Consider the following 26,592-nt stretch of genomic DNA (forward strand, 5'->3'; position numbering starts at 1 on the left):
TTTACACGGCCGCGCCTTTTCGCCATAATCTCGTTTTCACCGCATTCGGGTGGTTAGCTCAGCGGTAGAGCACTGCCTTCACACGGCAGGGGTCACAGGTTCAATCCCTGTACCACCCACCAAACTGGCGAGAAATCGCTTAAAAGGCCCTCAGGCAAACGCCGAGGGCCTTTTTCTTTGTCCGCGTTCCCTGTGCGGGCTTTCCCGTACGCTCGTCCGAAGTGTCCGGCAAAACTTTTCCTGTGGCGCAAAAAAGAGACATCGTCTGTCGATCCGTTCCCTCCTTCCCTCGGGCGGGGGTGCCGGACCTGAAACGCATTTCGCCCAATACTTTGCACAATGCGTTGTTGCGTCACGGCGAGAAAAGCTGCCGCTACAAACGTACCGCCCCGGGGCTGGTGCCATGCGCAATCTCTGCGTTATCACAGTTGGCAACGCGCTGAAATGCAGGGATATCCCCCTCCTGTATTCAGCGTGCGTGCGGGAACTCCCGCAGATCGGTTACGTACCAACCTGCGAGCGCGGCGGATGTCATGGGTACGCTTTCTGCTGTGCTCGGGGGCAGCCGATCGTCGTGGTGCATGCATGGGCTGATGCATCGTGCAAGGTGCGTTTAGCACTTGATGCAGTCGAGCGCTAACGCAATTACGACGAGTTGTGCACCGTTCCAGGTCGTCAACCGTTCTTGTGCTCATCGGTGATTCGTCTACAGTGGAATCAGCAACGCACGCAAGAACTAGCCTGGCTCTCGCTTGTTGGTGTGGAGTAGGGAAGAAATCTACGGGGGAGATATGGATATTTTCCGCCACTACGCAACGCGTTTTGAAGCTCGCAAAGAGGACGAGTACAGCATCCAGGAGTATCTGGATATCTGCAAAAAAGACTCGACCGCCTATGCGACTGCCGCCGAGCGCATGCTCACCGCGATTGGTCAGCCGGAACTGGTGGACACCCACCACGATCCGCGGCTGTCACGATTGTTCTTCAACAAGGTCATCAAGATCTACCCGGCCTTCCGGGAGTTCTACGGCATGGAAGACACGATCGAGCAGATCGTCTCCTTCTTCAAACATGCCGCGCAGGGCCTTGAGGAACGCAAACAGATCCTTTACCTGCTCGGGCCTCCGGGCGGCGGCAAATCCTCGCTTGCCGAGAAGTTGAAGTCGTTGATGGAGCAGATCCCCATCTACGCACTGAAGGGCTCGCCGATACACGAGTCCCCGCTCGGGCTGTTCTCGCCCGAGGAAGACGGCAAGATTCTGGAGGAAGACTACGGTATCCCGAGGCGCTATCTGAACTCGATTGCTTCGCCGTGGGCGGTCAAGCGGCTGCACGAGTTCAATGGCGATATCACGCGTTTCCGCGTGGTGAAGCTGCATCCGTCGGTGTTGTCGCAAATTGCGATCTCCAAGACCGAGCCGGGCGACGAAAACAATCAGGATATTTCGTCGCTGGTCGGCAAGGTCGACATCCGCAAGCTGGAGGACTATCCGCAAGACGATCCGGATGCGTATTCGTATTCGGGCGGGCTGTGCCTGGCCAACCGCGGGCTGCTCGAGTTCGTCGAGATGTTCAAGGCGCCGATCAAGGTGTTGCACCCGCTGCTGACGGCCACGCAGGAAGGCAACTACAAGGGCACGGAGGGCTTTGGCGCAATCCCCTTCGATGGCGTCATCCTTGCCCACTCGAACGAGGCGGAGTGGCAAAGCTTCAAGTCTGATCGCAACAACGAGGCGTTCCTTGATCGGATCTACATCGTCAAGGTGCCGTACTGCCTGCGCGTGTCGGACGAGGTGAAGATCTACGACAAGCTGCTGCGTAACAGCTCGCTCGCGGCGGCGCCCTGCGCGCCGAACACGCTGAAGATGATGGCGCAGTTCGCGGTGCTCACGCGCATCAAGGAGCCCGAGAATTCCAACATCTTCTCGAAGATGCGCGTGTACGACGGCGAGAGCCTGAAGGATGTCGACCCGAAAGCGAAGTCGTATCAGGAGTACCGCGACTTTGCCGGCATCGACGAGGGCATGACGGGCTTGTCGACGCGCTTTGCGTTCAAGGTGCTCTCGAAGGTCTTCAACTTCGATGGGACAGAGGTGGCCGCCAATCCGGTGCACTTGCTGTACGTGCTCGAGCAGCAGATCGAGCGCGAGCAATTCCCACCGGAGACGGAATCCAAGCTGATGTCCTACATCAAGGAGTACCTCACGTCGCCGTACGTGGAGTTCATCGGCAAGGAGATTCAGACCTCGTATCTGGAGTCGTATTCGGAGTACGGGCAGAACATCTTCGACCGCTACGTGGTGTTTGCCGACCTGTGGATCCAGGACCAGGAATATCGCGATCCGAACACCGGCGAGATTCTTGATCGCAGTGCGTTGAACGACGAGCTGGAAAAGGTGGAAAAACCGGCGGGCATTTCCAACCCGAAGGACTTCCGCAACGAGATCGTCAATTTCGTGCTGCGGGCGCGGGCCAAGAACGGCGGCAAGAACCCGGTCTGGACGAGCTACGAGAAGTTGCGCGCGGTGATCGAGAAGCGGATGTTCTCCACCACGGAGGATCTGCTGCCCGTGATCTCGTTCAATGCCAAGTCGTCGCATGACGACAAGGAAAAGCACGAGAACTTCGTCAATCGCATGGTGGAGAAGGGCTACACCCAGAAGCAGGTCCGCTTGCTGGTGGAGTGGTATCTGCGTGTCAGGAAGTCATCTTAAGGAGACCAGAAGAGGGCAAGGACACCCAGCAGACTTCCAATCGAGGGCAGTTACATGGGCACGATCATTGATCGGCGGGAGAACGGTGGCGGCAAGAGCACCGTCAACAAGCAACGCTTCATCAAGCGTTACCGAGACCAGATCCGCCGCGCGGTGGCCAAGGCCGTGACGGGCCGCAAGATCATGGACATCGAGCAGAGCGGGCAGGTGTCCATTCCCGTGAAGGACATCTCCGAGCCCATGTTCCATCACGGCTCGGGCGGGCGCCGCGAGGGCGTCCACCCGGGCAACAAAGAGTTCATTCGCGGCGACAGCTTTGACCGCCCGCAGCAGGGCAGCGGCGGCTCAGGCTCGCAGGCCAGCGACTCGGGCGAGGGCGAAGACGATTTCATCTTCACGCTCTCGCGCGAGGACTTCCTTAACTTCTTCTTCGAAGACATGGCGTTGCCCGATCTTGCCAAGCGCAGCCTTGCCAAGATCGCCGAGGTGCGCAAGGTACGCGCGGGTTTCTCGCTCGATGGCACACCGTCCAACCTGTCGATTCTGCGCACGATGCGCAGCTCGCTCGGTCGCCGTATCGCGTTGTCCAGCCCGTACCAGCGCCGCCTGCACGAGTTGGAGCGCGAGTACAACGAAGAACTGGAAAACGACGGGCCCTACAGCGTACGCGCGCAAGAGCTGATGAAGGAAATGCGCCATCTGCGCTCGTGCCTGGATCGCGTCCCGTTCATCGAAAAGCTTGACCTGCGCTACAACAACCGCGTGATGCGCAAGCGCCCGCAGGCGCAGGCGGTGATGTTCTGCGTGATGGACGTGTCCGGCTCGATGGATGAATCGCGCAAGGATTTGGCCAAGCGCTTCTTCATGCTGCTTTATCTGTTCCTGAAGCGGAACTACGAACGCATCGACGTCGTCTTCATCCGTCACCACACTGTGGCCAAGGAGGTGGATGAAGAGGATTTCTTCCACTCGCGCGAGTCGGGCGGCACTGTCGTGTCGAGCGCACTCAAGCTGATGGCGGAAGTGATGCAGGAGCGCTATTCGCCAAGCCAATGGAACATCTATTGCGCACAGGCTTCGGATGGCGACAACTGGGCAGGCGATTCGGAACTGTGCGCAAAGCTGCTGCGCGAAACGATCTTGCCCCTGACGCAGTATTACGCCTATGTCGAGGTGGTCTCCACGGAGCCCCAGAACCTGTGGGAGGAGTATCTTACGTTGAAGGCGGGGCACGAAAACTTCGCGATGCAGCGCATTCTCAAGGCGGATGAAATCTATCCGGTCTTGCACGAGCTGTTTCAGAAGCGCGCCGCCTGATCGCTGATCGGGCAGCAGCAGCTTGCTCCGGCCCGGCACCGCTGTGCAGTGGCAGCGCGAGCCATGGCGAGCACGCCACCTGTGACCCTGTGTGATGGACCAACGGGAACGAGCATGGCCTACCTATCTACGGGCTCGGAGTGGACCTTCGAGCTGATCAGGCGCTACGACCAAAGCATCGCCCAGATTGCCGCAGACTTCGGTCTGGACACCTATCCGAACCAGATCGAGATCATCACCGCCGAGCAGATGCTCGACGCCTACGCGTCGTCCGGCTTGCCGCTGGGCTACAACCATTGGTCGTACGGCAAGCACTTCCTGGCATCCGAACGCGGCTACCAGCGCGGCCTGATGGGGCTGGCTTACGAAATCGTCATCAATTCGAACCCCTGCATCGCCTACCTGATGGAGGAGAACACGATGCCGATGCAGGCGCTGACGATCGCGCATGCCTGCTATGGCCACAACTCCTTCTTCAAGGGCAACTACCTGTTCCGCACGTGGACGAACGCCGACGCCATCGTCGACTACCTGCTCTTCGCCAAGAACTACGTGGCCGAATGCGAGCAGCGATATGGCGAGCAGGAGGTGGAACTACTGCTCGACTCCTGTCACGCATTGCAGAACTACGGGGTCGATCGTTATCGGCGGCCCAAGAAGCTGTCGATCAACGAAGAGCAGGCGCGTCAGGCGGAGCGCGAGAAATACCTGGAAGCGCAGGTGAACGACCTGTGGCGCACGCTGCCGACGCACCGCGCGCGCGCTCTGGCAACTGCGGACGACATACCCGAACCCGATCCGCAATTCCCGCCGGAACCTGAAGAAAACCTGCTGTACTTCATCGAGAAGAACGCGCCCAAGTTGCAGCCTTGGCAGCGAGAGATCGTGCGCATCGTGCGCAAGATTGCGCAGTACTTCTACCCGCAGCGGCAGACCAAGGTGATGAACGAGGGCTGGGCGACCTTCTGGCATTACACGATCCTGCACAAGCTGTACGACGAAAAGCTTGTCAACGACGCCTTCATGCTCGAGCTGTTGCAGGCGCATACCAACGTGATCTACCAGCCGCCGTTCAACAGCCCGTACTACAGCGGTCTGAACCCGTACACGCTCGGTTTCCTGATGTTCCAGGACATCCGCCGCATTTGCGAATCCCCGGACGAAGAGGACTACCGCTGGGCGCCGGAGATTGCCGGCAGCGACTGGCAAAAGACGCTCGACTTCGCCATGCGCAATTTCAAGGACGAGAGCTTCCTGCTGCAGTTCCTCTCGCCGCGTGTGATCCGTGAGTTGAAGCTGTTCTCCGTGCTCGATGACGACCGCGACGCGAGGCTGCGCGTCACCGCCATCCACGATGACGATGGCTATCGCAAGATCCGCGAGTTGCTGGCAGGGCAGTACGATCTGTCGAACATCGAGCCCAACATCCAGGTGACCAACGTCGACGTGGGCGGGGATCGCTCATTGACGCTGCGCCACCTGCAAAGCAACCGCCGCCCGATTGGGCCGAACTACGAAGAGATGCTGCGGCACGTCGTGCGCCTTTGGGGCTTTACCTGCCGGCTGGAGGTGGTCTATGAAGACGGCCGACGCGAGATGAAGCACGAGTGCAAGCCTGATTAGCCCGCGCCTGCTTCCACAAGGCCAGCCTTGCGCTGGCCTTCTTCTTGTCTGCCGCCGACACGGATGTCGACCATGCTGCTCACAGTGCAGCTACATGCCGAAGCGGAAATGGCCGCTGCGCAGCACGATGTTGTGTGAGTCCGTCAGCTTGAACAGCGACCGCGCCATGTCTTCAATGGTGCCGCGATGCGATTCCATTGCTTGCAGCAGATCTTCCTGCCGCCACGAGCGCGCGCCGAAATGCTCCTCGAGCGCTTCCGCCGTCACCGCGTAGCAGGCCGGGACGCCGTCGACGCTTGCCGTGCAGGTGAGCGTGAGGTCCGCGGCGCAATAGCGTGGCGGGCTGGCGTGGAATTCGATGGTTTCCATGGGCGGCCTCCATGAAAAGACGGCGATGCACCGTGCGCCGCCTTCCAACCAGTGTATGGCGTGGTCGCGTGAATGCAATGTCGCCGCTCAGTGTTTTCACCGGCGGCGTAACCCTGGCCCGCAACGTCCGACCAGGGCAGGGGCCACGGGCGAGGCGGGCGGCGCTACATCGCACACATCTGCAGACGGGCAAGGCTCGCCTTGCAACGCGACAGCCACAGCGCTGCTTCCGTCCGATTGTTGACGCCGATCTGCCGGAACAGTGCGTACAGATGGTTCTTGATCGTGCCTTCAGCCACGTTCAGCACGCGACAGATCTGCTTGTTAGATTTGCCCTCTGCAAGCAGTTGCAGCACCTCATGCTGTCGCGGCGTGAGCCGTCGCCAAAGTTCGGCCGGGCTTTCTCCCGATGTTTGGCGCGGATCGTCGGGGTAGAGATTGCTGATGGGCGGCAGGTACACCGCGCCGGAGGTAATGCGCTGCAGGGCTTCTAGCAGAACGTCGGCCGTGGCCTGCCGGTCGACCACACCGGCGGCACCGAAGCGCAGCGCGTCGCCCACCACGTGCCGCCCGACCGCTTGCACCGTCAGCAACACGGGCACTTCGGGCAGCACCGCTTTCAACTCCGATAAACGTTGTCGTGCGTCGTCGTCTTCTGCGCTCCATTCCATGACGACGGCGCTGGGTTCGGCTTGCCTGCAAGCCGGTCCGATTTGCGCCGTGTAGTGCGTATCGATAAACACACCCTGTGCGTCGAGTGCATTCAATACATTGGACACACCTGCCGCAAAAAGCGGCAAGCTATCGATTACCAGAATATTCATCGACCCCTCGTACTTCAGTTAATTGTTTTCAGCGAAACCGATTATTTTGTAGAGCGGGATCGATCCGGATGCATTGAAACGGAAGTTCAGTGCCGAAAGTCACGGGCTGGCTATCGCCATGTACTGGGCCGCTGTTCCGTGGCCTTGGCTGGGACTTTCGAGGCATCGAACCCAGCAGGAAAAACTCTTACTTTGGATTCGGGCGCACAAACCTGCGCGTCCGAATAATTCAATGTGAGGAGTTTTAAATGGACAACGGACTTATCGGGTCGGTTATCAATGCGCTGCCGATCGACAAGATGATCTCTGCGCCGCTGCAGGCCATGATCGCAGCGCAAACCTCGGCGGCAAAATCCTATGCGGATTTTCTGTTGCAGGTCTGTATTCAGAACGGCAAAGCCGTTGCGGTGCAATTTGACTACGACGAAACCATCGTCGACGAGAAGGGCGTGTCGCAGGGCACGATCCAGAAGACGATGCGCATTCCGCTGCTGTGCGCGGTCGTGCATCCGGTGATCGCCATCGAGGAAGGCACGATCGACTTCGAGCTGGAGATTTCGCAGTCGGAGAAATCGTCGTCCACCACCGAGGCGGAAGGGTCGTTCCAGGCCAAGCTGGGCTGGGGCCCGTTCAGCGTGTCGGTGTCGGGCCGCGCTTCGCACAAGTCGGAGCAGACGCGCAGCACCGATACGCGCGCCAAGTACTCCTTCCACACCCAGGTCAAGCGCCAGAACCCGCCGGAAGCGCTGATGCGTGTGATGGAGTTCTTGACTGACGCGGCAACCAAGCCGGTGGTCGTCAAGGGCAAGGAGAACGACGTCAAGCCGCTGCCGGCCACGCCGACCGACGGCACGATGGTTGGCGAAAAGGTGCCGGCTGGCGGCAACGCTCCGGCGCCGGCTCCGGCAACGCCGTAAGCCGCCGCGGCGATGGACGCCGACCGGCCTCCCCACGGTCGGTGTCCTGATCGGTGCGCGCCTGCGCGCCGCCCATTGATCTGTTCGATTCGACCGACCCGACACCATGTTCAAACTCTTCAGCCGCCGCGGGCGTGACGATGGCCGTGCATCGTCAACGCCCGCCACACCGCCAGCGCCCGCCGCCAGCGCGCCACCCACGCCACCTGTCTCTTCCGATGCCGCGCCGCTTCCCGAGGCGGCGTCCGATGCGTCTCCGCCGTCGCCACCGGGTTCGGTTCCGCCTGGCGGTGGCAGCGGCGGCGGAAGCAACAGCAATAGCAATAGCCACGGTCATCCGGGCTTGAATGGCCTGACGCTGGACGACATCACGCGCGGCATGCAGCACGCCGCAGCCTCCGCCAACCAGATGCTCGCGCAGCAGTACACCACGCTGCTCGACCAGTTTTTCGACGCCGACGAGGGCGGCACGCTGGTCGCCCGCGAGGTGGAACTTGCGCTCGACAGTCAGCACCGGCTGGCGCTGCCGCTGGTGTCGCTGGCGATGCCGCGCGGTCTCGCACTCGACGAAATGACGGTGAACATGACCGTGCGCAGCGACCTCGCCGAGGCCTTGCCCTTGCACGGCGCAGCCACCGGCGGTGTAGGTCGGTTCTACGTCTCGCTTGCGCCGCATTCCCAGCGTGAGACCGGCCGCGACAGCGAGCACATCGACATCGAAATGAAGTTCACCGCGCTGCAGCCGCCGGAAGCCGTGATGCGCGTGATCGACGAATACACGAATCGGCTCGTGCCACGGCCCCTGGAGCCCAATGCCGCGGGTTCCGACGGCCCCGGCACACCCAGCACGCCCCAGGAGAAAAACGATGAGCACTGAGCACAACCCACGCACCACAGGCGAGCGAGGCCTCGCGCTGATCAAGGAATCGGAGGGGCTGCGTCTGTCGACGTATCTGGACGCGGTCGGCAAACCGACCATCGGCTACGGCCACCTGATCCGGCCCGGGGAGACCTTCAATGGGCCGATCTCTCAGCAACAGGCCGAAGCGCTGCTGCGCAAGGACCTTGCCGACACCGAGCAGGGCATTGCGAAGGCCGTGCGCGTGTCGATCACGCAAGGGCAGTTCGACGCGCTGGCGTCGTTCGTCTTCAACCTGGGGGCAGGGCGGCTGCGCTCGTCGACGCTGCTGCGCAAGCTCAACGCGGGCGACTACGCCGGCGCGGCCAACCAGTTCCTGCTGTGGGACAAGGCCGGCGGCAAGCCGCTCAAAGGGCTGACGAAGCGTCGTCAGGCCGAACGCAAGCTGTTCCTGTCCTGATTCACCACCACGTTAGTTCAACGGAGAAGCTCACATGCATACCGAACCGATGTCCGTGATTCCCACCACCCGCCCACGCCGCCTGTATCGCGTATTGACGTGGCTTGCCGCCGCGGCGGTTGCGATCGGCATGTCCTACGCCCGCGCGGCAGACAATGCTGCGCCGACATGCGCCGCCGAAGCGGAGCGCATCCGCAACGAACTCGGCAAGCAGGATCTTCCGACGTTCAACGAGCAAGCCGGGGGCTACCTGACCGACACGCTGAATCAGCTCTACGCCTACGGCACGCTGCCTAACCGCTACGTGCCGGAGCGCCAGGCCAACTGGGAGCCGGGCGCGAATCGCCCCGTCATGATGCAGAAGCGCAGCATCGGCGGTGATGCATGGGCGCAGACCGGTCTGCTGCAGGCGGATATCGACGATGGCCTTTCCAAGCGCGGCCCGCTGCGGCTCGTCTATGCGCAGGACGGCAAGCCGCAGTACGTCACGACCACCGCTGCAAATGCGCCGCAGATCCCGACGCAGCGCTGCGCGGGCAAGTGAGCGTGTGCGCGGCCGCGTCAGGCTTTTGCCTGACGCGCCATTTCGACGCCCTTGTTGGCCAGCGCATCAGCGCGCTCGTTGCCGGGGTGGCCGGCATGGCCCTTGACCCAGTGCCAGCTCACCTCATGTCCGGCGACGAGTTCGTCCAGCGTGCGCCAGAGATCGTCGTTCTTGACCGGCTTCTTGTCGGCCGTCTTCCAGCCGCGCGCCTTCCAGCCGGCCAGCCATTCGCTGATGCCTTTCTGAACGTACTGCGAATCGGTATAAACCTGCACCCGGCATGGCCGCTTCAGCGCGCGAAACGCCTCGATCACGGCCATCAATTCCATGCGGTTGTTGGTGGTCAGCGCTTCGCCGCCAAAGAGTTCTTTTTCGTGGCTGCCCGAGACGAGCACGGTGCCCCAGCCGCCAAGGCCGGGGTTGCCCTTGCACGCGCCATCGGAATAAACGGTGACTTCCTGCATTGAGAAACGATGGGTGATCAGTGAGTGGAACGGGCGTGCTCAGACGCCCGATTTGCCGTCACGCGCGGTGGCCGATGGCGTCTTGCTCGAATGCGAGCCCGAAGGTGTCGCGACCGGCGTACCAGCCGGCACCAGCGCCGGCGATTTGCGCGTCTTCCATGCCGGGCCGACCAGGCGCATGGTGCGCACGCGCTTGACGGCCTGCAGCATGTACACCGCGCCGAAGATCGGCCACCAGCGGTCGCCGGCCTTTTCCATGAAGGCGGTGCGCTGCAGCCATTTGTCCGAGCGATTGGGCGGGCAGTAGCAGCCGAAACGGCCGCGCACGATATCAAATCCAAGCAGCTTGAGCCAGTCCTTCAGGCGCGTGAACGCAATCATCTGGCTCTGCGCAGGCAGAAACGATTCCGTGCCCAGGCGCCGCATGCCCTGTCGCATGCCCCATAGGCTGAGCGGGTTGAAACCGGTGATGACGAGACGCCCCTCCGGCATCAGCACGCGCGCCACTTCGCGCAGCACTTCGTGCGGATCGTCAGTAAATTCCAGCACGTGGGGCAGGGCGACGAGATCGATGCTCTGCGAAGCAAAGGGCAGTTCGTCATAGCGGCAGATCACACGGGGCGTGGCTTGGCGCTGCGGCGTGTTGGTGTCCGGGTCTGCGTCGGCGGCATCGGCGGATTCTGCCGGGTTGCCGTCCATCGGGTCGAGCGTTTCGATGGGGGCTGTCGGATCGATGTCATCCACCACGCGGGCGATCAGCGGGATGCGGTTCTCGCGCAGCGCCCCAAAACCCGGGTGGCCCAACTGCAGCGCGTGATAACCGAACATGTCGGCCACCGTGCGATCGAATTGAGCCTGCTCCCAGCGCAGGACATATTGCCCGGGCGGCGAAGCCAGCCAGTGGTGCCAATCTATAATGCGACGATCGTTAGAGGAGTCGGACATGGTCCAGGGTGGTGTGCCGCGTGGTGTAGCGCTTGAGGTGGAGGCGATCGCTGCGTTTACCGACAATTATATTTGGGCACTACACGATGGCCGTGTGGCTGCTGTCGTCGACCCGGGCGACGCGCAACCGGTGCTGCGCTTCCTGAAGGAGCGCGGGCTCGCGCTCGGTGCCATTGTAATCACACATCATCATGGCGATCACGTCGGTGGGGTGCGCGAACTGCTCGCGGCGTATCCGGAGAATCCCGAGGGAGCGCCGCTGCCCGTCATCGGCCCAGCCAACGAATCGATCCCGTGCCGCACGCAGGCCGTGCGCGAAGGCGATGTCGTCACGCTCGCGCAGCCGGCCGCCACCTTCCGGGTGCTCGATGTGCCCGGGCATACCAGCGGTCATGTCGCCTATGTGGGACACCTTCAGGGTAATGCCGCATCGGCGAGCCTGTTTTGTGGCGATACACTCTTCGCCACCGGTTGCGGCCGGCTTTTTGAAGGGACGCCCGCGCAGATGCGCGCGTCGCTGGCCAAGCTGGCGGCGCTGGCACCCGATACGCGTGTCTATTGCGCGCATGAATACACTGCATCGAATGTGCGCTTTGCGCGCGCAGTCGAACCTGGCAACGCCGACTTGGCCGCCTGGGAGGATGAGGTAACGGCGTTGCGGGCCGAGGGCCGCTCGACTGTACCCACGACCGTTGGCCACGAGCGGGCGACCAATCCCTTCATGCGATCGGATGACGCCAATGTGACGCAGGCCGTGGCAGGCCATGCGGGTATCGACGCCGATGATCCGGTTGCGATATTCGCTGCGTTGCGCCAGTGGAAGAACGATTTCCGTTGAGAAACCTTGGCGCGCGGTGATGGCGCGGCCAGATGTGATGCATCCAGCAGGCGCCCCGCCGGGTGAACGCGGGTTGACGCGGTCGGATGCGTTTCTTACTATCTGGGGCAATTTTTAGCCCTAACCCCACAGAACTTGATGCGATCCGTGCGACTTCTTGCGGCAACTGTGCTCAGTCTGCTCCTCGCGGCCTGTGCAACGGCCCCCGGGCCGAATGCCGACACGGCCAGCACCAGCGCCTCCACCGTCTCCGGCCAAGCGTCTGCGCCGGTCGTCAATATCGATCAGCAGCCCGTCGCGTCCCTGAAAGGGCCGGCCAAGGACCTCTGGGCGCGCATTCGCCAAGGTTTTTCCATGCCCGATCTGCAAAGCTCGGCCGTGGATGATCGTACCGACTGGTATGCGCAGCGCCCGGACGCCTTCCGCCGCATGGTGGACCGCTCCAACCGGTACCTGTATCACATTGTCGAAGAGCTGGAGCGGCGCAACATGCCCACCGAGCTGGCGCTGCTGCCGTTCGTGGAAAGCGCGTTCAATCCGCAGGCGGTGTCGAGCGCCAAGGCCGCCGGAATGTGGCAGTTCATCCCGAGCACCGGCAGAACGTACAACCTCAAGCAGAACGTTTTCCAGGACGAGCGCCGCGATGTGCTGGCCTCGACCGACGCCGCGCTCGACTATCTTTCCAAGCTGCACGACCAGTTTGGCGACTGGCAACTCGCGCTGGCCGCCTACAACTGGGGTGAAGGCGCGGTGGCGCGGGCGATTGCGCGCAACCAGGCCGCCGGCCTGTCGACCGATTACGTCAACCTGAACATGCCCGCCGAGACGCGCATGTACGTGCCCAAGCTCCAGGCGGTGAAGAACATCATCGCCAACCCGGAGCGCTATGGCGTCACGCTGCCCGAGATTCCGAACCATCCCTATTTCGTCACCGTTACCACGTCACGCGATATTGATGTGACGCTGGCGGCCAAGCTGGCGAATCTGCCGATGGATGAGTTCAAGGCACTGAACCCGTCGTTCAACCGGCCGGTGATCCTCGGCGCGTCGAACCCGCAGATTCTTCTGCCGTACGACAACGCGGAAACGTTCCAATACAACCTCAACACCTATCGCGGCGGCCTTTCGAGCTGGACGGCCGTGACGGTCGGCAACCGCGAGCGTGTGGAAGCGCTGGCGGCCCGGCTCAAGGTCGACCCCGACACCATTCGCGAGATCAACCGCATTCCGAAGGGCATGCGCTTGAAGGCGGGCTCCACCGTGGTGGTGCCGCGAGTGGACGGCGCGCAGGAGAACGCACCCGACATCAGCCCCGAGCTGGCCGAGAACGCCACCATGGCGGTCGAGCCGGACATGCCCGACCTCAGGAAGGTGGTGGTGCGCGCGGGCAAGCGCGACACGGTGGCGGGTCTGTCGCGGCGTTACGGCGTATCGGTTGCCCAGATTCGTGCGTGGAACCAGTTGCCTGGCGACGCCATCCCGAAAGGGCACAGCGTCGTGCTGATGCTGCCGCAGGCGCGCGGTGGCAGTCGTGGCGGGCACGTGCGTGTCGTGCGCGTATCGGCCGCAACGTCGCGCGCCGCAACGGCAACCCCGCGCGTGCCGACCGCGAAGGTGGCCGGCAAGCCGGTGGTCAAGGCGAAACCGGTGGCCACCTCATCCAGTTCGGTCAAGCGCAAGAAGCGCTGAGGCTGGCAACAAACGGCGTCCTGCGGGGCGCCGTTTTGTTTTTGAGGGCGGCGGTAAGACCTGCGTAAGTTGGCCGCCGCACAGTAGGCGCATCCAGCACATCCAAGATCGAGCCATCGCACACGATGGCCAGGAGACAACGTCATGCCCATGTCCGCCGCATACCGCGCGCTGTATCAGCGTTCCATTGACGATCCCGCAGGCTTCTGGGGCGAGCAGGCCCAGCGCATCGACTGGCAGACGCCGTATTCCGCAGTCCTCGACGATTCGCGCCTGCCGTTTGCCAAGTGGTTTGTGGGCGGACGCACCAATCTATGTCACAACGCCGTCGATCGGCATCTCGCCACGCGCGGCGAACAGGCGGCGCTGGTTTATGTCTCTTCCGAAACCGGTGTCGAGACGATGTACACGTATCGCCAGCTCCATCGCGAGGTCAACCGCATGGGGGCGAGCCTGCAGGCGCTGGGTGTCAAGCGCGGCGACCGCGTGCTGATTTACCTGCCGATGATCCCCGAAGCCGCATTTGCCATGCTCGCTTGTGCACGCATCGGCGCGATCCATTCGGTGGTGTTCGGCGGTTTTGCCTCCAACAGTCTCGCCACGCGCATCGACGACGCCACGCCGCGCGTGATCGTCAGTGCGGATGCGGGCTCGCGCGCGGGCAAGGTGGTCGAGTACAAGCCGTTGCTCGACGCTGCGATTGAGCTGGCAGCGCACAAGCCGGAGCGCGTGCTGCTCGTCGACCGCAAACTCGCGCCCATGCAGCACAACGCGCGCGACGTCGATTACGCAACGCTCGCTGCGCAGCATGCCAATGCCGATGTGCCGTGCGAATGGATGGAATCCAGCGAGCCCTCATACATCCTCTACACCTCCGGTACCACCGGCAAACCGAAAGGCGTGCAGCGTGATACCGGCGGCTATGCCGTCGCGCTGGCGGCGTCGATACCGCTCATTTTTGGCGCGCAGCCTGGCGACACGATGTTCACCGCATCCGATGTGGGCTGGGTGGTGGGGCACAGTTACATCGTCTATGCGCCGCTGCTCGGGGGCCTGACGACGGTCATGTACGAAGGCACACCAATCCGCCCGGACGGCGCGGTCTGGTGGCGCATCGTCGAGCAATACCGCGTCAACGTGATGTTCACCGCGCCGACCGCCATTCGTGTGCTCAAGAAGCAGGATCCCGCGCTGCTGCAGCGGCACGACCTATCGAGCCTGCGCCGCCTGTTCCTTGCCGGCGAGCCGCTGGACGAGCCCACCGCAAGCTGGATCGGCGAGGCGCTGCAAAAGCCCATCGTCGACAACTACTGGCAGACCGAGACGGGCTGGCCGATGCTGGCGATTCCGCAAGGTGTCGAGCCTTCCGTGCAAAAGCTCGGCTCGCCGGGCTTCCCGGTCTATGGCTACAAGCTTGACATCCTGGATGAGGCCACTGGCGAGCCGTGCGCCCCGGGCGAGAAAGGGCTCCTCGCCGTTGCGGCGCCCCTGCCACCGGGCTGCATGACCACCGTCTGGGGCGACGACGCCCGCTTCCTGAAGACGTACTGGTCCGCGTTTCTTGGTCGGCACATTTATTCCAGCTTCGACTGGGGCGTGCGGGACGAGGAGGGCTATGTGACCATCCTCGGCCGCACCGACGATGTCATCAACGTGGCCGGCCACCGCCTCGGAACGCGCGAGATCGAAGAAAGCCTGTCGTCGCATCCCGCCATCGCCGAGGTGGCGGTGGTGGGCGTGGCGGACCAGCTCAAAGGGCAGGTGGCGATGGGGTTTGCCATCGTGCGTGACGCTTCGCGCATTGCCGAGCCCGCAGGGCGCCTGGCCCTCGAAGGCGAACTGATGCGCACGGTGGAGGCGCAGCTTGGCGCCGTGGCGCGGCCCTCGCGGGTGTTTTTTGTCGGCGCGCTGCCCAAAACGCGCTCCGGCAAACTGCTACGCCGCGCAATGCAGGCGGTGGCGGAAGGGCGCGACCCCGGAGACCTCACCACCATCGAAGATCCCACGGCGCTGGCCCAGGTCCAAGCTGCTCTGCGAGGCGAATGAGGAGCAGGGTGGGAAGTGACGTTCTCGTCAGCTCTGAGCAGCCCTTGCCGGCTTCGCGAGACGCCCGAATTCGGAGGCTGCACGCCGTTAAGTCCTTCCTTTCATTGAGTTTTTTGCGGCGTCGGGGTATACTCGTCGGGTTTGAGTTCAGAAACCCATCACCCTAGCGCCAACCGCTTCCTACCTCCCGCCTACCGCCCCGTCTGCCTCGCTTCTCGGTGATTTCTGGTGAGTTCTGTCCCAGCCCCGACTCGACGCGCAAACGGTCAGGATTCCGCGCAGCCGGAATACCGCTTTGGCGCCAAGGTGATCAGGTCGGCACAGGGTGAATCCAGCAGGAGCTACCCGTGTTGCCGTCTTTCCCGCCCGCCATTCTCGCGCTTGCAGACGGCACGGTCTTTCGTGGCTATTCCATCGGTGCGGCCGGTCATACGATCGGCGAAGTGGTGTTCAACACCGCGATCACCGGCTATCAGGAAATCCTTACCGATCCGAGCTACTCGCGCCAGATCGTCACGCTCACGTACCCGCATATCGGTAACGTCGGTGTGAACCGTGAGGATGTCGAAGCCACGAAAGTCCATGCCGCCGGTCTCATCATCAAGGATCTGCCGATCCTGGCGTCGAACTTCCGCAAGGAGCACTCGCTCTCGCACTACCTCAAGGGTGAGAAGGTCGTCGCCATTGCCGCCATCGATACCCGCAAGCTGACCCGAATCCTGCGGGAGAAGGGCGCCCAGAACGGCTGCATTCTCGCGGGCGAAGACAACGTGCAGAAGGCCATCGACCTGGCGCGCTCGTTCCCGGGCCTGTCGGGTATGGATCTGGCGAAGGTCGTGTCCGTGACCGAACCGTACGAGTGGACCCAGACCGAATGGGCGCTGGGCCGCGGCTACGGCAAGCAGGAAGCCCCGAAGTACCACGTGGTCGCGTACGACTTTGGCGTCAAGTTCAACATCCTGCGCATGCTGGCCGAGCGCGGCTGCCGCGTGACGGTGGTGCCGGCGCAAACCAGCGCAGCCGACGTGCTGGCGCATAACCCGGATGGTGTCTTCCTCTCCAACGGCCCCGGCGATCCGGAACCGTGCGACTACGCCATTGCCGCTGCCAAGGAGTTCCTGGAGCGCCGCCTGCCGACGTTCGGCATCTGCCTGGGTCACCAGATCATGGGCCTGGCTGTCGGTGCCAAGACGCTCAAGATGAAGACCGGCCACCACGGCGCCAACCACCCGGTCAAGGATCTGCAGGACGGCCGCGTGGTTATCACTTCGCAGAACCACGGCTTTGCAGTCGACCCGGAATCGCTGCCGGCCAACGCACGCGTGACGCATGTTTCGCTGTTTGACGGCACGCTGCAGGGTTTCGAACTGACGGACCGTCCGGCATTCTGCTTCCAGGGTCACCCGGAAGCGTCGCCCGGTCCGCACGACATCGCGTATCTGTTCGACCGCTTCACCGCGGCGATGGACGCAGCCAAGCAGTAAAGCAACGAGAGCGCATCCGTCATGAACGCCTTCATGCTCGCCCACTTCGGCATCACCGAGTTCTGGACCTTTCTGCTCGGCACGATCTTCATCGTGCTGCTGCCCGGGCCGAACTCGATGTACGTGCTGTCGGTGGCGGCCCGCCGCGGTGTGCGCGCGGGCTACCAGGGCGCGTGCGGCGTGTTTCTGGGCGATGCCATCCTGATGGTGTTGTCGGCAGCGGGCGTGGCTTCGCTGTTGAAGGCGAGTCCGGCGCTGTTCTACGTCGTGAAGTACATCGGTGCGGCCTACCTGGCGTGGATCGGCCTGCAGATGCTGCGTGGCGCGGTGCGCAATTGGCGCGTGCGCCAGGCCGGCGAGTCCGTCGCACAAGACGCGGCGCCGGCTGACGAGTCGCACCCGTTCAAGAAGGCGCTGATCATCAGCCTGCTGAACCCGAAGGCGATCCTGTTCTTCATCTCGTTCTTCATCCAGTTCGTCGATCCGCACTACGCGCTGCCGGTGGTGTCGTTCGTCGTGCTGGGGTTGGTCTGCCAGATCTGTAGCTTCCTGTACCTGACCACCATCATCTTCGTGGGCGCGCGGCTGGCCGCGGCGTTCCGCGCGCGACGACGTTTGTCTGCCGGTATGAGCAGCGGCGTCGGCGCCATGTTTATCGGCTTTTCCGCCAAGCTGGCGACGGCCACACTGAATTAATCGAATCGAGCGGGTTATGCCAAAACGTACAGATATCAAAACCATCCTGATCATCGGCGCGGGTCCGATCATCATCGGCCAGGCGTGTGAATTCGATTACTCCGGCGCGCAGGCTTGCAAGGCGCTCCGTGAAGAAGGCTTCAAGGTGGTCCTGGTCAACAGTAACCCGGCCACCATCATGACCGACCCCAACACGGCCGACGTGACCTACATCGAGCCGATCACCTGGGAAGTCGTCGAGCGCATCATCGCCAAGGAACGCCCCGACGCGATCCTGCCGACGATGGGCGGCCAGACCGCGCTGAACTGCGCGCTGGACCTGCATCGCCACGGCGTGCTGAAGAAGTACAACGTTGAGCTGATCGGCGCATCGCCCGAAGCCATCGACAAGGCGGAAGACCGCCAGAAGTTCAAGGACGCGATGACCAAGATCGGTCTCGGTTCGGCCAAGTCGGGCATCGCACATTCGATGGACGAAGCCGTGGCTGTGCAGTCGCAGATCGCCAAGGAAACCGGCACGAGCGGCTACCCGATCGTGATCCGCCCGTCGTTCACGCTGGGCGGCACGGGCGGCGGCATCGCCTACAACCGCGAAGAATTCGAAGAGATCTGCAAACGCGGTCTCGACCTCTCGCCGACCAACGAGCTGCTGATCGAAGAATCGCTGCTCGGCTGGAAGGAATACGAGATGGAAGTCGTGCGCGACAAGGCCGACAACTGCATCATCGTCTGCTCGATCGAGAACTTGGACCCGATGGGCATCCACACCGGTGATTCCATCACCGTGGCCCCGGCGCAGACGCTGACCGATAAGGAATACCAGATCCTGCGTAACGCCTCGCTGGCCGTGCTGCGCGAGATCGGCGTGGATACCGGCGGCTCGAACGTGCAGTTCTCGATCAATCCGAAGGATGGTCGGATGATCGTGATCGAAATGAACCCGCGTGTGTCGCGTTCGTCGGCGCTGGCGTCGAAGGCCACCGGTTTCCCGATCGCCAAGGTCGCTGCCAAGCTGGCCGTGGGCTACACGCTGGACGAGCTGAAGAACGAAATCACCGGTGGCGCGACCCCGGCGTCGTTCGAGCCGTCGATCGACTACGTGGTCACCAAGGTGCCGCGTTTCGCGTTCGAAAAATTCCCGCAGGCCGACAGCCACCTGACCACGCAGATGAAATCGGTCGGTGAGGTGATGGCCATGGGCCGGACCTTCCAGGAATCGTTCCAGAAGGCACTGCGCGGCCTGGAAGTCGGCGTGGACGGCCTGGACGAAAAGTCTACCGACCGCGACGAGATCATCGAAGAGATCGGCGAAGCCGGTCCGGATCGCATCTGGTATCTGGGCGACGCATTCCGCCTGGGCCTGTCGATCGACGAGGTCTACGCCGAAACGTCCGTTGATCCGTGGTTCCTGGCGCAGATCGAAGACATCGTCAAGACGGAAGCACTGGTAAAGGCCCGCACGCTGGAAAGCCTGTCGGCCGCCGAGCTGCGTCTGCTCAAGCAGAAGGGTTTCTCCGACCGCCGCCTCGCCAAGCTGACCAAGACGACCGCCAAGGCCGTGCGCGAGAAGCGTATCGCCGAGAAGGTGCGTCCGGTCTACAAGCGCGTCGACACCTGCGCTGCTGAATTCGCGACCAACACGGCGTACCTGTACTCGACGTACGAAGCCGAGCATGGCGAGTGCGAAGCCGAACCGACCAGCAACAAGAAGATCATGGTCCTGGGCGGTGGCCCGAACCGGATCGGCCAGGGTATCGAGTTCGACTACTGCTGCGTGCACGCCGCGCTCGCACTGCGCGAAGACGGGTACGAGACCATCATGGTCAACTGCAACCCGGAAACCGTCTCGACCGATTACGACACGTCCGATCGCCTGTACTTCGAACCGGTGACGCTGGAAGACGTGCTCGAAATCGTCGACAAGGAAAAGCCGGTCGGCGTGATCGTGCAATACGGCGGCCAGACGCCGCTGAAGCTGGCGCTGGACCTGGAGGCCAATGGCGTTCCCATCATCGGTACGTCGCCGGACATGATCGACGCGGCTGAAGACCGTGAGCGCTTCCAAAAGCTGCTGCACGAGCTGGGCCTGCGTCAGCCGCCCAACCGCACCGCGCGCGCTGAAGACGAAGCCCTCAAGCTAGCCGAAGAAATCGGCTACCCGCTGGTGGTGCGTCCGTCGTATGTGCTGGGCGGCCGCGCGATGGAAATCGTGCACGAGCCGCGCGATCTCGAGCGTTACATGCGCGAAGCCGTGAAGGTGTCGAACGACAGCCCTGTGCTGCTCGACCGCTTCCTGAACGACGCCATCGAATGCGACGTGGATTGCCTCTCCGACGGCAAGCGCGTCTTCATCGGCGGCGTGATGGAGCACATCGAGCAGGCCGGCGTGCACTCGGGCGACTCGGCTTGCTCGCTGCCGCCGTATTCGCTGTCGCAGGCGACCGTCGACGAACTAAAGCGCCAGACCGCCGCGATGGCCAAGGCGCTGAACGTGGTCGGTCTGATGAACGTGCAGTTCGCCATCCAGCAGAAGGGCGGCGAAGACATCGTCTACGTGCTGGAAGTGAACCCGCGTGCTTCGCGTACGGTGCCGTACGTTTCGAAGGCGACCGGTGTTTCGTTGGCCAAGGTTGCAGCCCGCTGCATGGCGGGTCAGTCGCTGGATTCGCAGGGCGTCGAGACAGAAGTCGTGCCGGCGTACTACAGCGTCAAGGAAGCGGTGTTCCCGTTCAACAAGTTCCCGGGTGTCGATCCGGTGCTCGGACCGGAAATGCGCTCGACTGGCGAAGTCATGGGCGTCGGCAAGACGTTTGGCGAGGCTCTCTTCAAGAGCCAGCTCGCCGCCGGTTCGCGCCTGCCCGAGAAGGGCACCGTGCTGATGACCGTCAAGGACAGCGACAAGCCGCAAGCCGTGGAAGTTGCCCGCGCGCTGCATACGCTGGGCTACCCGATCGTGGCGACGCGCGGTACCGCCTCGGCCATCGAAGCCGCCGGCATTCCGGTGCGCGTGGTCAACAAGGTGAAGGACGGCCGTCCGCACATTGTCGACATGATCAAGAACAGCGAGATCGCGCTCGTCTTCACGACCGTCGACGAGACGCGTGCCGCGATTGCCGACTCGCGTTCCATCCGCCAGGCTGCATTGGCGCAGCGTGTCACGTACTACACGACCATCGCCGGTGCGCGCGCCGCGGTGGAAGGTCTGAAGCACATGCAGCACCTGGATGTGTATGACCTGCAGGGCCTGCACGCCACCCTGTAAGCCCATCGTCAGGGCCCGCGACGCGGCATAGCGTCGCGGTGAACCGCCCGGAGAGGAGCAGTTGCCGCCTCCGGACGGTTCGCCTAAACTAGAGCGTCCGTGTCAAAACAACGACAGCCGCCGTCAGGCGGGTGTGCGCTACGCGCCCTCCCGCTTCGCAGCGGCTGATTTTTTTGTGATTTCGAATTACTTACGATGAGCACCATTCCGATTACCAAGCGCGGTGCCGAGATGCTGAAAGAGGAGCTTCAACGTCTGAAGACCAAGGAGCGTCCGGCCGTCGTCAACGCCATCGCCGAGGCACGTGCCCAGGGCGATCTGTCCGAAAACGCCGACTATGATGCCGCCAAGGAGCGCCAGGGCTTCATCGAAGGCCGCATCCAGGAAATCGAGGGCAAGCTGTCTGCCGCGCAGATCATTGATCCGGCTTCGCTGGACGCCGACGGTCGCGTGGTTTTTGGCGCCACGATCGACCTGGAAGATCTGGACTCGGGCAAGCCCGTCACGTATCAGATCGTCGGCGATGACGAAGCTGATCTGGAAACCGGCAAGATTTCGATCAGCTCGCCGATCGCACGTGCCTTGATCGGCAAGTTCGAAGGCGATGTCGCTACCGTGGTCGCCCCGGGCGGCGAGCGCGAGTACGAAGTCCTGGCCGTCAAGTACCTCTAACCAGATCGGGGGCAACCACCATGCCGCAGCGCTTCTTCCAGTTGCTTGCCACGGTATGGTGCGGTTCGCTCTGGACCATCGGCTACATCGTCGCGCCGACGCTGTTCGCGATGCTGGAAGATCGCCAGTTGGCCGGCTCGATTGCCGGCCGGCTGTTTCATGCGGAAGCGTGGATCGGCCTGGCGACAGGGTGTTTGCTGCTGCTGGCTGCCACGGCGCTGGTACGCCGCGGTGAGGTCGGCTACCGGCGGCTGCGCTGGCTTGTGCTGGCGATGCTGCTATGTGTGCTGGTGGGCTACTTCGGCCTGCAGCCGTTCATGGCTTCGCTGCGCGCACAGGCCGATGCGCTTGGCGTGGCGGTGGGGGATTCGCCTTACCGCGCACAGTTCGGCATGCTGCACGGCGTATCGAGCGTGTTCTATCTGGTGCAGAGCCTCTTGGGCTTGGCGCTGATCTGGAAGGCAGCCGGTGCTCGGCAAGCCGTCTGAGGCCCAGAAAAAGACCGGCTGAAAAGCCGGTCGTTTTCTGTGCAGCCCCCGAATTGGATCAGGACAGCGCTTTCTTTTTCTGGCTGGTTTGGCGCGGCTTTGCACGTTTGACGTTGCCGCCGGCCGTGACGCGTTCGTTGCCGAGGACGCTCAGTCGCACCGGCTTCGGGCGGCGCGCGCTATTCGGGTTCGGCTTGCGCACGGTAACCGAGCGTGGACCAGCGCCCACCGCGGTCTTGCGCGGCGGCTTGAGGTCTCGCGGCTGGTTTTCCTTCAGGTACGCCGGGCCTTCGCGCCAGATCACCAGCAGCTTGCCGATGTGCTGTACGGGGGCCGCCTGCAGGCGGGCGCAGATGGTGTCATAGAGTTCGATGCGCGCTTCGCGGTCATCGCCGAAGACGCGGATCTTGATCAGCCCGTGGGCCGCCAGCGAGCGGTCGATTTCGGCCAGAACGGCCTTCGTCAGACCCTCCGCACCGATGATGACGACCGGGTTCAACGCGTGCGCTTCGGAGCGCAGTTCCGATCGTTGGGCAGGGGTGAGGGTAAGGGCGGGCATAAATAAGGGCGAGATCGCGCAAAAAGACAAACGGCGCGTATTATCCGCCAAAACCAGTCCTGGCCGCCATGTTTGGCGCTACATCCGGGCGAAATTGCAACCAATTCGATGGCAAAGAACAAGTTCAACCAGTCGTGGCTGCACGACCACATCAACGATCCGTACGTCAAGCTGGCGCAGCGCGAAGGCTATCGCGCGCGTGCCGCTTACAAGTTGAAAGAGATCGACGAGCAGGACAAGCTCATCAAGCCGGGCCAGGTCATCGTCGATCTTGGTGCCGCGCCCGGCAGCTGGAGCCAGTACGTACGCAACAAGCTGGCCGCCTCGCCGCGCGCCAAGGACGGCCGGATTGACGGGGCGATCGTCGCCATCGATATCCTGCCGATGGAAGCCATCGCCGACGTCACCTTTATTCAGGGTGACTTCCGGGAGGACGACGTTTTCCGGCAACTGGAAGAAATCGTTCTGGAAGCCACCGGCGGGGGGAAAGTGGACCTTGTTTTGTCCGATATGGCCCCCAATCTCTCTGGCGTGGCGTCGGCAGACGCCGCACGCATGGAGCACATCGCCGAGCTGGCTGTGGAATTTGCCATGGCGCACCTGAAACCTGAGGGCGCGCTGCTAATCAAATGTTTCCACGGCAGCGGCTATAGTCAGATCGTCGAGATGTTCAAGCGTCATTTCAAGATCGTGGCGCCACGCAAGCCCAAAGCCTCGCGCGACAAATCGTCCGAGACATTCCTGTTGGGCCGTCAGCTCAAGCATCCGGGCTGACGGACGATACTCAGGAAAGGGCCCCGCTGGCGTGTGGTCCGTTGGTCTTGCGGGCAATCAACCCGCGGCGGTGTCCGTGCATTACAATGCCAAGCATCCCGTCAAGGCATTTCTAAAGGAGTCTCGCCTTGAATAACAACTGGTTTCAGAAGGCGGCCATCTGGCTGGTGATTGCCTTGGTGCTGTTCACCGTCTTCAAGCAGTTCGACAAGCCGCGCACCCAAGAAGGTGTGACGTACTCGCAATTCATGGACGACGCAAAGGCCGGCAAGGTCAAGCGCGTTGAAGTCCAGGGCCGTACGTTGTTGGTCACGCCCAACGAGGGCAACAAGTATTCGATCATCTCGCCGGGCGACATCTGGATGGTCGGCGACCTGATGAAGTACGGCGTGCAGGTGACCGGCAAGGCGGAAGAAGAGCAAGGTGTGCTCCTTACCGCGCTTTACTACCTCGGCCCCACGCTGCTGATCATCGTGTTCTGGTTCTACATGATGCGGCAGATGCAGGGCGGCGGGAAAGGCGGCGCCTTCTCGTTCGGCAAGTCCCGAGCGCGGTTGATTGATGAGAACAACAACAGCGTCACGTTTGCTGACGTGGCAGGCTGTGATGAATCGAAAGAAGAAGTCGTCGAACTGGTCGACTTCCTGAAAGATCCGCAGAAATTCCAGAAGCTTGGCGGGCGCATCCCGCGCGGCGTGTTGCTGGTGGGCCCCCCGGGTACCGGTAAGACGTTGCTGGCGCGCGCCATTGCTGGTGAAGCCAAGGTGCCGTTCTTCAGCATCTCCGGTTCGGACTTCGTTGAAATGTTCGTCGGCGTGGGTGCAGCCCGCGTGCGCGACATGTTCGAAAACGCCAAGAAGCAGGCGCCCTGCATCGTGTTCATCGATGAAATCGATGCGGTTGGCCGTCATCGTGGCGCCGGCATGGGCGGCGGCAACGACGAGCGCGAGCAAACCTTGAACCAGATGCTGGTCGAGATGGACGGCTTTGAGGCCAACTCGGGCGTCATTGTGATCGCGGCAACCAACCGTGCGGACGTGCTCGACAAGGCGCTGCTGCGTCCGGGCCGCTTCGACCGTCAGGTCTATGTTGGGTTGCCCGACATCCGTGGCCGCGAGCAGATTCTCAAGGTGCACATGCGCAAGGTGCCGATCGGCAACGACGTCGATGCGTCGGTGCTGGCGCGTGGCACGCCGGGCTTCTCGGGCGCCGACCTGGCCAACTTGGTCAACGAAGCTGCACTGTTTGCTGCACGCCGTAACAAGCGCGTGGTCGACATGCAGGACTTCGAAGACGCGAAGGACAAGATCTACATGGGTCCGGAGCGCAAGTCGGCCGTGATCCGCGAAGAGGAACGCCGCGCTACGGCGTACCACGAGTCCGGCCACGCGGTTGTCGCCAAGCTGCTGCCCAAGGCTGATCCGGTGCACAAGGTCACGATCATGCCGCGCGGCTGGGCGGGCGGTCTGACCTGGCAGCTGCCGGAGCACGACAAGCACTACGCCTACAAGGACACGATGCTCGAAGAGGTCGCGATCCTGTTCGGTGGCCGTGCCGCAGAAGAGGTGTTCCTGGGTGCAATGAGCACCGGTGCCTCCAACGACTTCGAGCGTGCGACCAAGATGGCTCGCGATATGGTGACGCGCTATGGCATGAGCGACGCGCTCGGCACCATGGTCTACGTCGATACGGAACAGGACGGCTTCTTCGGTCGCATGGCATCGAAGACGGTGTCCGAGGCGACTCAGCAGAAGGTGGATTCGGAAATTCGCCGTATCGTTGATGAGCAATACGCCCTGGCGAAGGGCCTGCTCGAAGCGAATCGCGACAAGGTCGAAGCCATGACTGCGGCGCTGCTTGAGTGGGAGACCATCGACGCCGACCAAGTGAACGACATCATGGACGGCAAGCCGCCGCGCCCCCCGCGCTACGGCTCGACCGGTGGCGGTAGCACGCCGCCGGGTGGCGGTACGCCGGCTGGCGTGAGCCCGGGCAACGTGCCTGCCACGGCGTGATGACGCTCCATTAAGTTTGTCGCCTCGAGGCGACGCAGAAGAGCCGGTGCAAGCGCACCGGCTTTTTTGTTGGCGCTTTCTGGCGCGCCTGGCGTAGCATTCCGGTCCTGCGCAGCACTTCCGTCGATCTATCTTGTCTGCCTCCATTCCGACCACCACACACTTCCAGTGCGGACGTTTTCTTTACGCGCGTGACCGGCGCCCGCTGGTCATGGGCATTCTTAACGTTACGCCCGACTCCTTTTCCGATGGCGGGCAGCACGCCACGCGCGATGCAGCCTTGCGCCACGCGGAGCAATTGATTGCCGAAGGCGTCGACATGATCGACATCGGCGGCGAATCGAGCCGCCCGGGCGCCGAGCCGCTGAGCCTGCAAGCGGAATTGGACCGCGTGATGCCCGTCGTCGAGGCGCTGCGCGATTGCGGCAAACCGCTGTCGATTGATACCTACAAGCCCGAGGTGATGCGTGCCACGCTGCAGGCAGGCGCCGATCTGATCAACGATATCTGGGGCTTTCGCCGGCCGGGCGCGATCGAGGCTGTGGCCCAGGGCAATGCGGGCCTGTGTGTCATGCACATGCAGCGCGATCCCGAAACGATGCAGGAAGCGCCCAGCTATACGGATTTGATGGGCGAGGTGGAGGCTTTCCTCCGCACGCAAACGGAGGCCCTGCTGGCTGCCGGCGTGGCACCTGAGCGTATTTCGCTTGATCCGGGATTTGGCTTTGGCAAGACGCCGGATCACAATCTCACCATGCTCAATCGCCTGGCCGAGTTCGAGCGGATCGGTTTGCCGCTGCTGGCGGGCTTGTCGCGCAAATCGACGCTGGGCGCCGTGCTGGGCGGCAAACCGCCTGCCGAACGGATCACGGTCAGTGTGGCGGCCGCGCTTCTGGCGGTGGAGCGGGGGGCGTTCATCGTGCGCGTGCACGACGTGCGGCCGACCGTGGAGGCGATTCAACTCTGGTGGGCCATGCGCCATGAGCGCGTAAATCCGCCACTGGCCTGACAGCCGTCCCGGCCTCACGCGGCC

23 protein-coding genes and 1 tRNA gene are annotated in these 26,592 nt (G+C 62.7%); 19 read left to right on the forward strand and 5 right to left on the reverse strand.

Translation table 11 applies throughout. From position 1 onward, the window contains the following. Positions 1 to 47 precede the first annotated feature (47 nt). From N511_RS0121450 to N511_RS0121465, 4 genes are all read left to right on the forward strand, one after another. A tRNA-Val gene (locus N511_RS0121450) sits at positions 48 to 122 on the forward strand. A 669-nt stretch (positions 123 to 791) separates the two neighbouring features. Beyond that, on the forward strand, positions 792 to 2,714 hold the full coding sequence (locus tag N511_RS0121455) for a PrkA family serine protein kinase (RefSeq protein ID WP_004634293.1): 1,923 nt from the start codon (positions 792 to 794) through the stop codon (positions 2,712 to 2,714). A 54-nt stretch (positions 2,715 to 2,768) separates the two neighbouring features. Then, positions 2,769 to 4,031 (forward strand): YeaH/YhbH family protein, encoded by a 1,263-nt coding sequence (locus tag N511_RS0121460; RefSeq protein WP_027681142.1) that lies wholly within the window; start codon positions 2,769 to 2,771, stop codon positions 4,029 to 4,031. 114 nt (positions 4,032 to 4,145) lie between these two features. Beyond that, complete coding sequence (locus tag N511_RS0121465; protein ID WP_027681143.1) at positions 4,146 to 5,654, forward strand: SpoVR family protein; 1,509 nt, start codon at positions 4,146 to 4,148, stop codon at positions 5,652 to 5,654. Positions 5,655 to 5,744: 90 nt separating this feature from the next. On the opposite strand, the gene N511_RS0121470 is transcribed toward N511_RS0121465, so the two are convergent. Next, positions 5,745 to 6,023: a DUF1488 domain-containing protein gene (locus N511_RS0121470; RefSeq protein ID WP_027681144.1), complete on the reverse strand. Its 279-nt coding sequence runs from the start codon at positions 6,021 to 6,023 to the stop codon at positions 5,745 to 5,747. A 164-nt stretch (positions 6,024 to 6,187) separates the two neighbouring features. Beyond that, positions 6,188 to 6,847, reverse strand: a complete 660-nt coding sequence (locus N511_RS0121475) for a response regulator transcription factor (RefSeq protein WP_027681145.1) — start codon at positions 6,845 to 6,847, stop codon at positions 6,188 to 6,190. Between the two features lie 248 nt (positions 6,848 to 7,095). Between N511_RS0121475 and N511_RS0121480 the strand changes: the two genes are divergently transcribed. The 4 genes from N511_RS0121480 to N511_RS0121495 all read left to right on the forward strand — a co-directional run bounded on the left by N511_RS0121480 (position 7,096) and on the right by N511_RS0121495 (position 9,627). Further along, the gene (locus N511_RS0121480; RefSeq protein WP_027681146.1) at positions 7,096 to 7,764 is read left to right on the forward strand and encodes a DUF2589 domain-containing protein; all 669 of its coding nucleotides are present in this window, start codon (positions 7,096 to 7,098) and stop codon (positions 7,762 to 7,764) included. A gap of 106 nt (positions 7,765 to 7,870) precedes the next feature. Beyond that, complete coding sequence (locus N511_RS0121485) at positions 7,871 to 8,641, forward strand: DUF2589 domain-containing protein (protein ID WP_027681147.1); 771 nt, start codon at positions 7,871 to 7,873, stop codon at positions 8,639 to 8,641. Beyond that, entirely contained in the window at positions 8,631 to 9,083 is a 453-nt protein-coding gene (locus N511_RS0121490; RefSeq protein WP_012762196.1) for a lysozyme, read from the forward strand. Before N511_RS0121485 ends, N511_RS0121490 begins: the two co-directional genes overlap by 11 nt. A 34-nt stretch (positions 9,084 to 9,117) precedes the next feature. After that, positions 9,118 to 9,627 carry a hypothetical protein gene (locus N511_RS0121495; protein ID WP_027681148.1) on the forward strand — a complete coding sequence of 170 codons (510 nt, stop codon included), beginning with the start codon at positions 9,118 to 9,120 and terminating at the stop codon, positions 9,625 to 9,627. A 17-nt stretch (positions 9,628 to 9,644) separates the two neighbouring features. Here N511_RS0121495 and rnhA read toward each other — a convergent pair whose 3' ends face one another. Together rnhA and N511_RS0121505 are read right to left on the reverse strand one after the other, a co-directional pair. Continuing rightward, the gene (gene rnhA / locus N511_RS0121500; RefSeq protein ID WP_009240904.1) at positions 9,645 to 10,091 is read right to left on the reverse strand and encodes a ribonuclease HI; all 447 of its coding nucleotides are present in this window, start codon (positions 10,089 to 10,091) and stop codon (positions 9,645 to 9,647) included. Positions 10,092 to 10,130: 39 nt separating this feature from the next. Continuing rightward, a complete protein-coding gene (locus N511_RS0121505; RefSeq protein WP_197032068.1) occupies positions 10,131 to 11,036 on the reverse strand; it encodes a class I SAM-dependent methyltransferase in 906 nt (301 codons plus the stop codon). On the opposite strand from N511_RS0121505, the gene gloB reads away from it, so the two are divergent. From gloB to N511_RS0121545, 8 genes are all read left to right on the forward strand, one after another. Then, on the forward strand, positions 11,035 to 11,874 hold the full coding sequence (gene gloB / locus N511_RS0121510; RefSeq protein ID WP_027681150.1) for a hydroxyacylglutathione hydrolase: 840 nt from the start codon (positions 11,035 to 11,037) through the stop codon (positions 11,872 to 11,874). The genes N511_RS0121505 and gloB overlap by 2 nt on opposite strands. 138 nt (positions 11,875 to 12,012) lie before the next feature. After that, positions 12,013 to 13,563, forward strand: coding sequence for a transglycosylase SLT domain-containing protein (locus N511_RS0121515; protein ID WP_027681151.1), 1,551 nt, complete (start codon positions 12,013 to 12,015; stop codon positions 13,561 to 13,563). Positions 13,564 to 13,707: 144 nt separating this feature from the next. Further along, the gene (gene prpE / locus N511_RS0121520; protein WP_027681152.1) at positions 13,708 to 15,609 is read left to right on the forward strand and encodes a propionate--CoA ligase; all 1,902 of its coding nucleotides are present in this window, start codon (positions 13,708 to 13,710) and stop codon (positions 15,607 to 15,609) included. 347 nt (positions 15,610 to 15,956) lie between these two features. After that, positions 15,957 to 17,093 (forward strand): glutamine-hydrolyzing carbamoyl-phosphate synthase small subunit, encoded by a 1,137-nt coding sequence (carA, locus tag N511_RS0121525; protein ID WP_027681153.1) that lies wholly within the window; start codon positions 15,957 to 15,959, stop codon positions 17,091 to 17,093. A 21-nt stretch (positions 17,094 to 17,114) separates the two neighbouring features. Continuing rightward, on the forward strand, positions 17,115 to 17,789 hold the full coding sequence (gene leuE, locus N511_RS0121530) for a leucine efflux protein LeuE (protein ID WP_027681154.1): 675 nt from the start codon (positions 17,115 to 17,117) through the stop codon (positions 17,787 to 17,789). A gap of 16 nt (positions 17,790 to 17,805) precedes the next feature. Continuing rightward, complete coding sequence (gene carB, locus N511_RS0121535; protein ID WP_027681155.1) at positions 17,806 to 21,051, forward strand: carbamoyl-phosphate synthase large subunit; 3,246 nt, start codon at positions 17,806 to 17,808, stop codon at positions 21,049 to 21,051. A gap of 195 nt (positions 21,052 to 21,246) precedes the next feature. After that, a complete protein-coding gene (greA, locus tag N511_RS0121540) occupies positions 21,247 to 21,723 on the forward strand; it encodes a transcription elongation factor GreA (protein ID WP_027681156.1) in 477 nt (158 codons plus the stop codon). A gap of 20 nt (positions 21,724 to 21,743) precedes the next feature. Then, positions 21,744 to 22,211: a DUF4149 domain-containing protein gene (locus N511_RS0121545; RefSeq protein ID WP_027681157.1), complete on the forward strand. Its 468-nt coding sequence runs from the start codon at positions 21,744 to 21,746 to the stop codon at positions 22,209 to 22,211. A 58-nt stretch (positions 22,212 to 22,269) separates the two neighbouring features. Here N511_RS0121545 and N511_RS0121550 read toward each other — a convergent pair whose 3' ends face one another. Beyond that, complete coding sequence (locus tag N511_RS0121550) at positions 22,270 to 22,770, reverse strand: YhbY family RNA-binding protein (protein ID WP_027681158.1); 501 nt, start codon at positions 22,768 to 22,770, stop codon at positions 22,270 to 22,272. A gap of 108 nt (positions 22,771 to 22,878) precedes the next feature. Here N511_RS0121550 and N511_RS0121555 point away from each other — a divergent pair, with 108 nt between their 5' ends. The 3 genes from N511_RS0121555 (at position 22,879) to folP (ending at position 26,568) form a co-directional block, all read left to right on the forward strand. Beyond that, positions 22,879 to 23,544, forward strand: coding sequence for an RlmE family RNA methyltransferase (locus N511_RS0121555; protein ID WP_027681159.1), 666 nt, complete (start codon positions 22,879 to 22,881; stop codon positions 23,542 to 23,544). Positions 23,545 to 23,672: 128 nt separating this feature from the next. Beyond that, positions 23,673 to 25,559, forward strand: coding sequence for an ATP-dependent zinc metalloprotease FtsH (ftsH, locus tag N511_RS0121560; RefSeq protein ID WP_027681160.1), 1,887 nt, complete (start codon positions 23,673 to 23,675; stop codon positions 25,557 to 25,559). Between the two features lie 145 nt (positions 25,560 to 25,704). Beyond that, positions 25,705 to 26,568 carry a dihydropteroate synthase gene (gene folP, locus N511_RS0121565; protein WP_155954094.1) on the forward strand — a complete coding sequence of 288 codons (864 nt, stop codon included), beginning with the start codon at positions 25,705 to 25,707 and terminating at the stop codon, positions 26,566 to 26,568. Positions 26,569 to 26,592 lie beyond the last annotated feature (24 nt).

The sequence above is a fragment of the Ralstonia sp. UNC404CL21Col genome (genome assembly GCF_000620465.1).
Lineage (GTDB): Bacteria > Pseudomonadota > Gammaproteobacteria > Burkholderiales > Burkholderiaceae > Ralstonia > Ralstonia flatus.

Bases quoted from the DNA above. Each gene is read 5' to 3' on its own strand.
- N511_RS0121455 (WP_004634293.1), top strand. From the start codon at position 792: ATGGATATTTTCCGCCACTACGCAACGCGTTTTGAAGCTCGCAAAGAG.
- N511_RS0121460 (WP_027681142.1), top strand. From the start codon at position 2,769: ATGGGCACGATCATTGATCGGCGGGAGAACGGTGGCGGCAAGAGCACC.
- N511_RS0121465 (WP_027681143.1), top strand. From the start codon at position 4,146: ATGGCCTACCTATCTACGGGCTCGGAGTGGACCTTCGAGCTGATCAGG.
- N511_RS0121470 (WP_027681144.1), bottom strand. From the start codon at position 6,023: ATGGAAACCATCGAATTCCACGCCAGCCCGCCACGCTATTGCGCCGCG.
- N511_RS0121475 (WP_027681145.1), bottom strand. From the start codon at position 6,847: ATGAATATTCTGGTAATCGATAGCTTGCCGCTTTTTGCGGCAGGTGTG.
- N511_RS0121480 (WP_027681146.1), top strand. From the start codon at position 7,096: ATGGACAACGGACTTATCGGGTCGGTTATCAATGCGCTGCCGATCGAC.
- N511_RS0121485 (WP_027681147.1), top strand. From the start codon at position 7,871: ATGTTCAAACTCTTCAGCCGCCGCGGGCGTGACGATGGCCGTGCATCG.
- N511_RS0121490 (WP_012762196.1), top strand. From the start codon at position 8,631: ATGAGCACTGAGCACAACCCACGCACCACAGGCGAGCGAGGCCTCGCG.
- N511_RS0121495 (WP_027681148.1), top strand. From the start codon at position 9,118: ATGCATACCGAACCGATGTCCGTGATTCCCACCACCCGCCCACGCCGC.
- rnhA (WP_009240904.1), bottom strand. From the start codon at position 10,091: ATGCAGGAAGTCACCGTTTATTCCGATGGCGCGTGCAAGGGCAACCCC.
- gloB (WP_027681150.1), top strand. From the start codon at position 11,035: ATGGTCCAGGGTGGTGTGCCGCGTGGTGTAGCGCTTGAGGTGGAGGCG.
- N511_RS0121505 (WP_197032068.1), bottom strand. From the start codon at position 11,036: ATGTCCGACTCCTCTAACGATCGTCGCATTATAGATTGGCACCACTGG.
- N511_RS0121515 (WP_027681151.1), top strand. From the start codon at position 12,013: ATGCGATCCGTGCGACTTCTTGCGGCAACTGTGCTCAGTCTGCTCCTC.
- prpE (WP_027681152.1), top strand. From the start codon at position 13,708: ATGCCCATGTCCGCCGCATACCGCGCGCTGTATCAGCGTTCCATTGAC.
- leuE (WP_027681154.1), top strand. From the start codon at position 17,115: ATGAACGCCTTCATGCTCGCCCACTTCGGCATCACCGAGTTCTGGACC.
- carB (WP_027681155.1), top strand. From the start codon at position 17,806: ATGCCAAAACGTACAGATATCAAAACCATCCTGATCATCGGCGCGGGT.
- greA (WP_027681156.1), top strand. From the start codon at position 21,247: ATGAGCACCATTCCGATTACCAAGCGCGGTGCCGAGATGCTGAAAGAG.
- N511_RS0121545 (WP_027681157.1), top strand. From the start codon at position 21,744: ATGCCGCAGCGCTTCTTCCAGTTGCTTGCCACGGTATGGTGCGGTTCG.
- N511_RS0121550 (WP_027681158.1), bottom strand. From the start codon at position 22,770: ATGCCCGCCCTTACCCTCACCCCTGCCCAACGATCGGAACTGCGCTCC.
- N511_RS0121555 (WP_027681159.1), top strand. From the start codon at position 22,879: ATGGCAAAGAACAAGTTCAACCAGTCGTGGCTGCACGACCACATCAAC.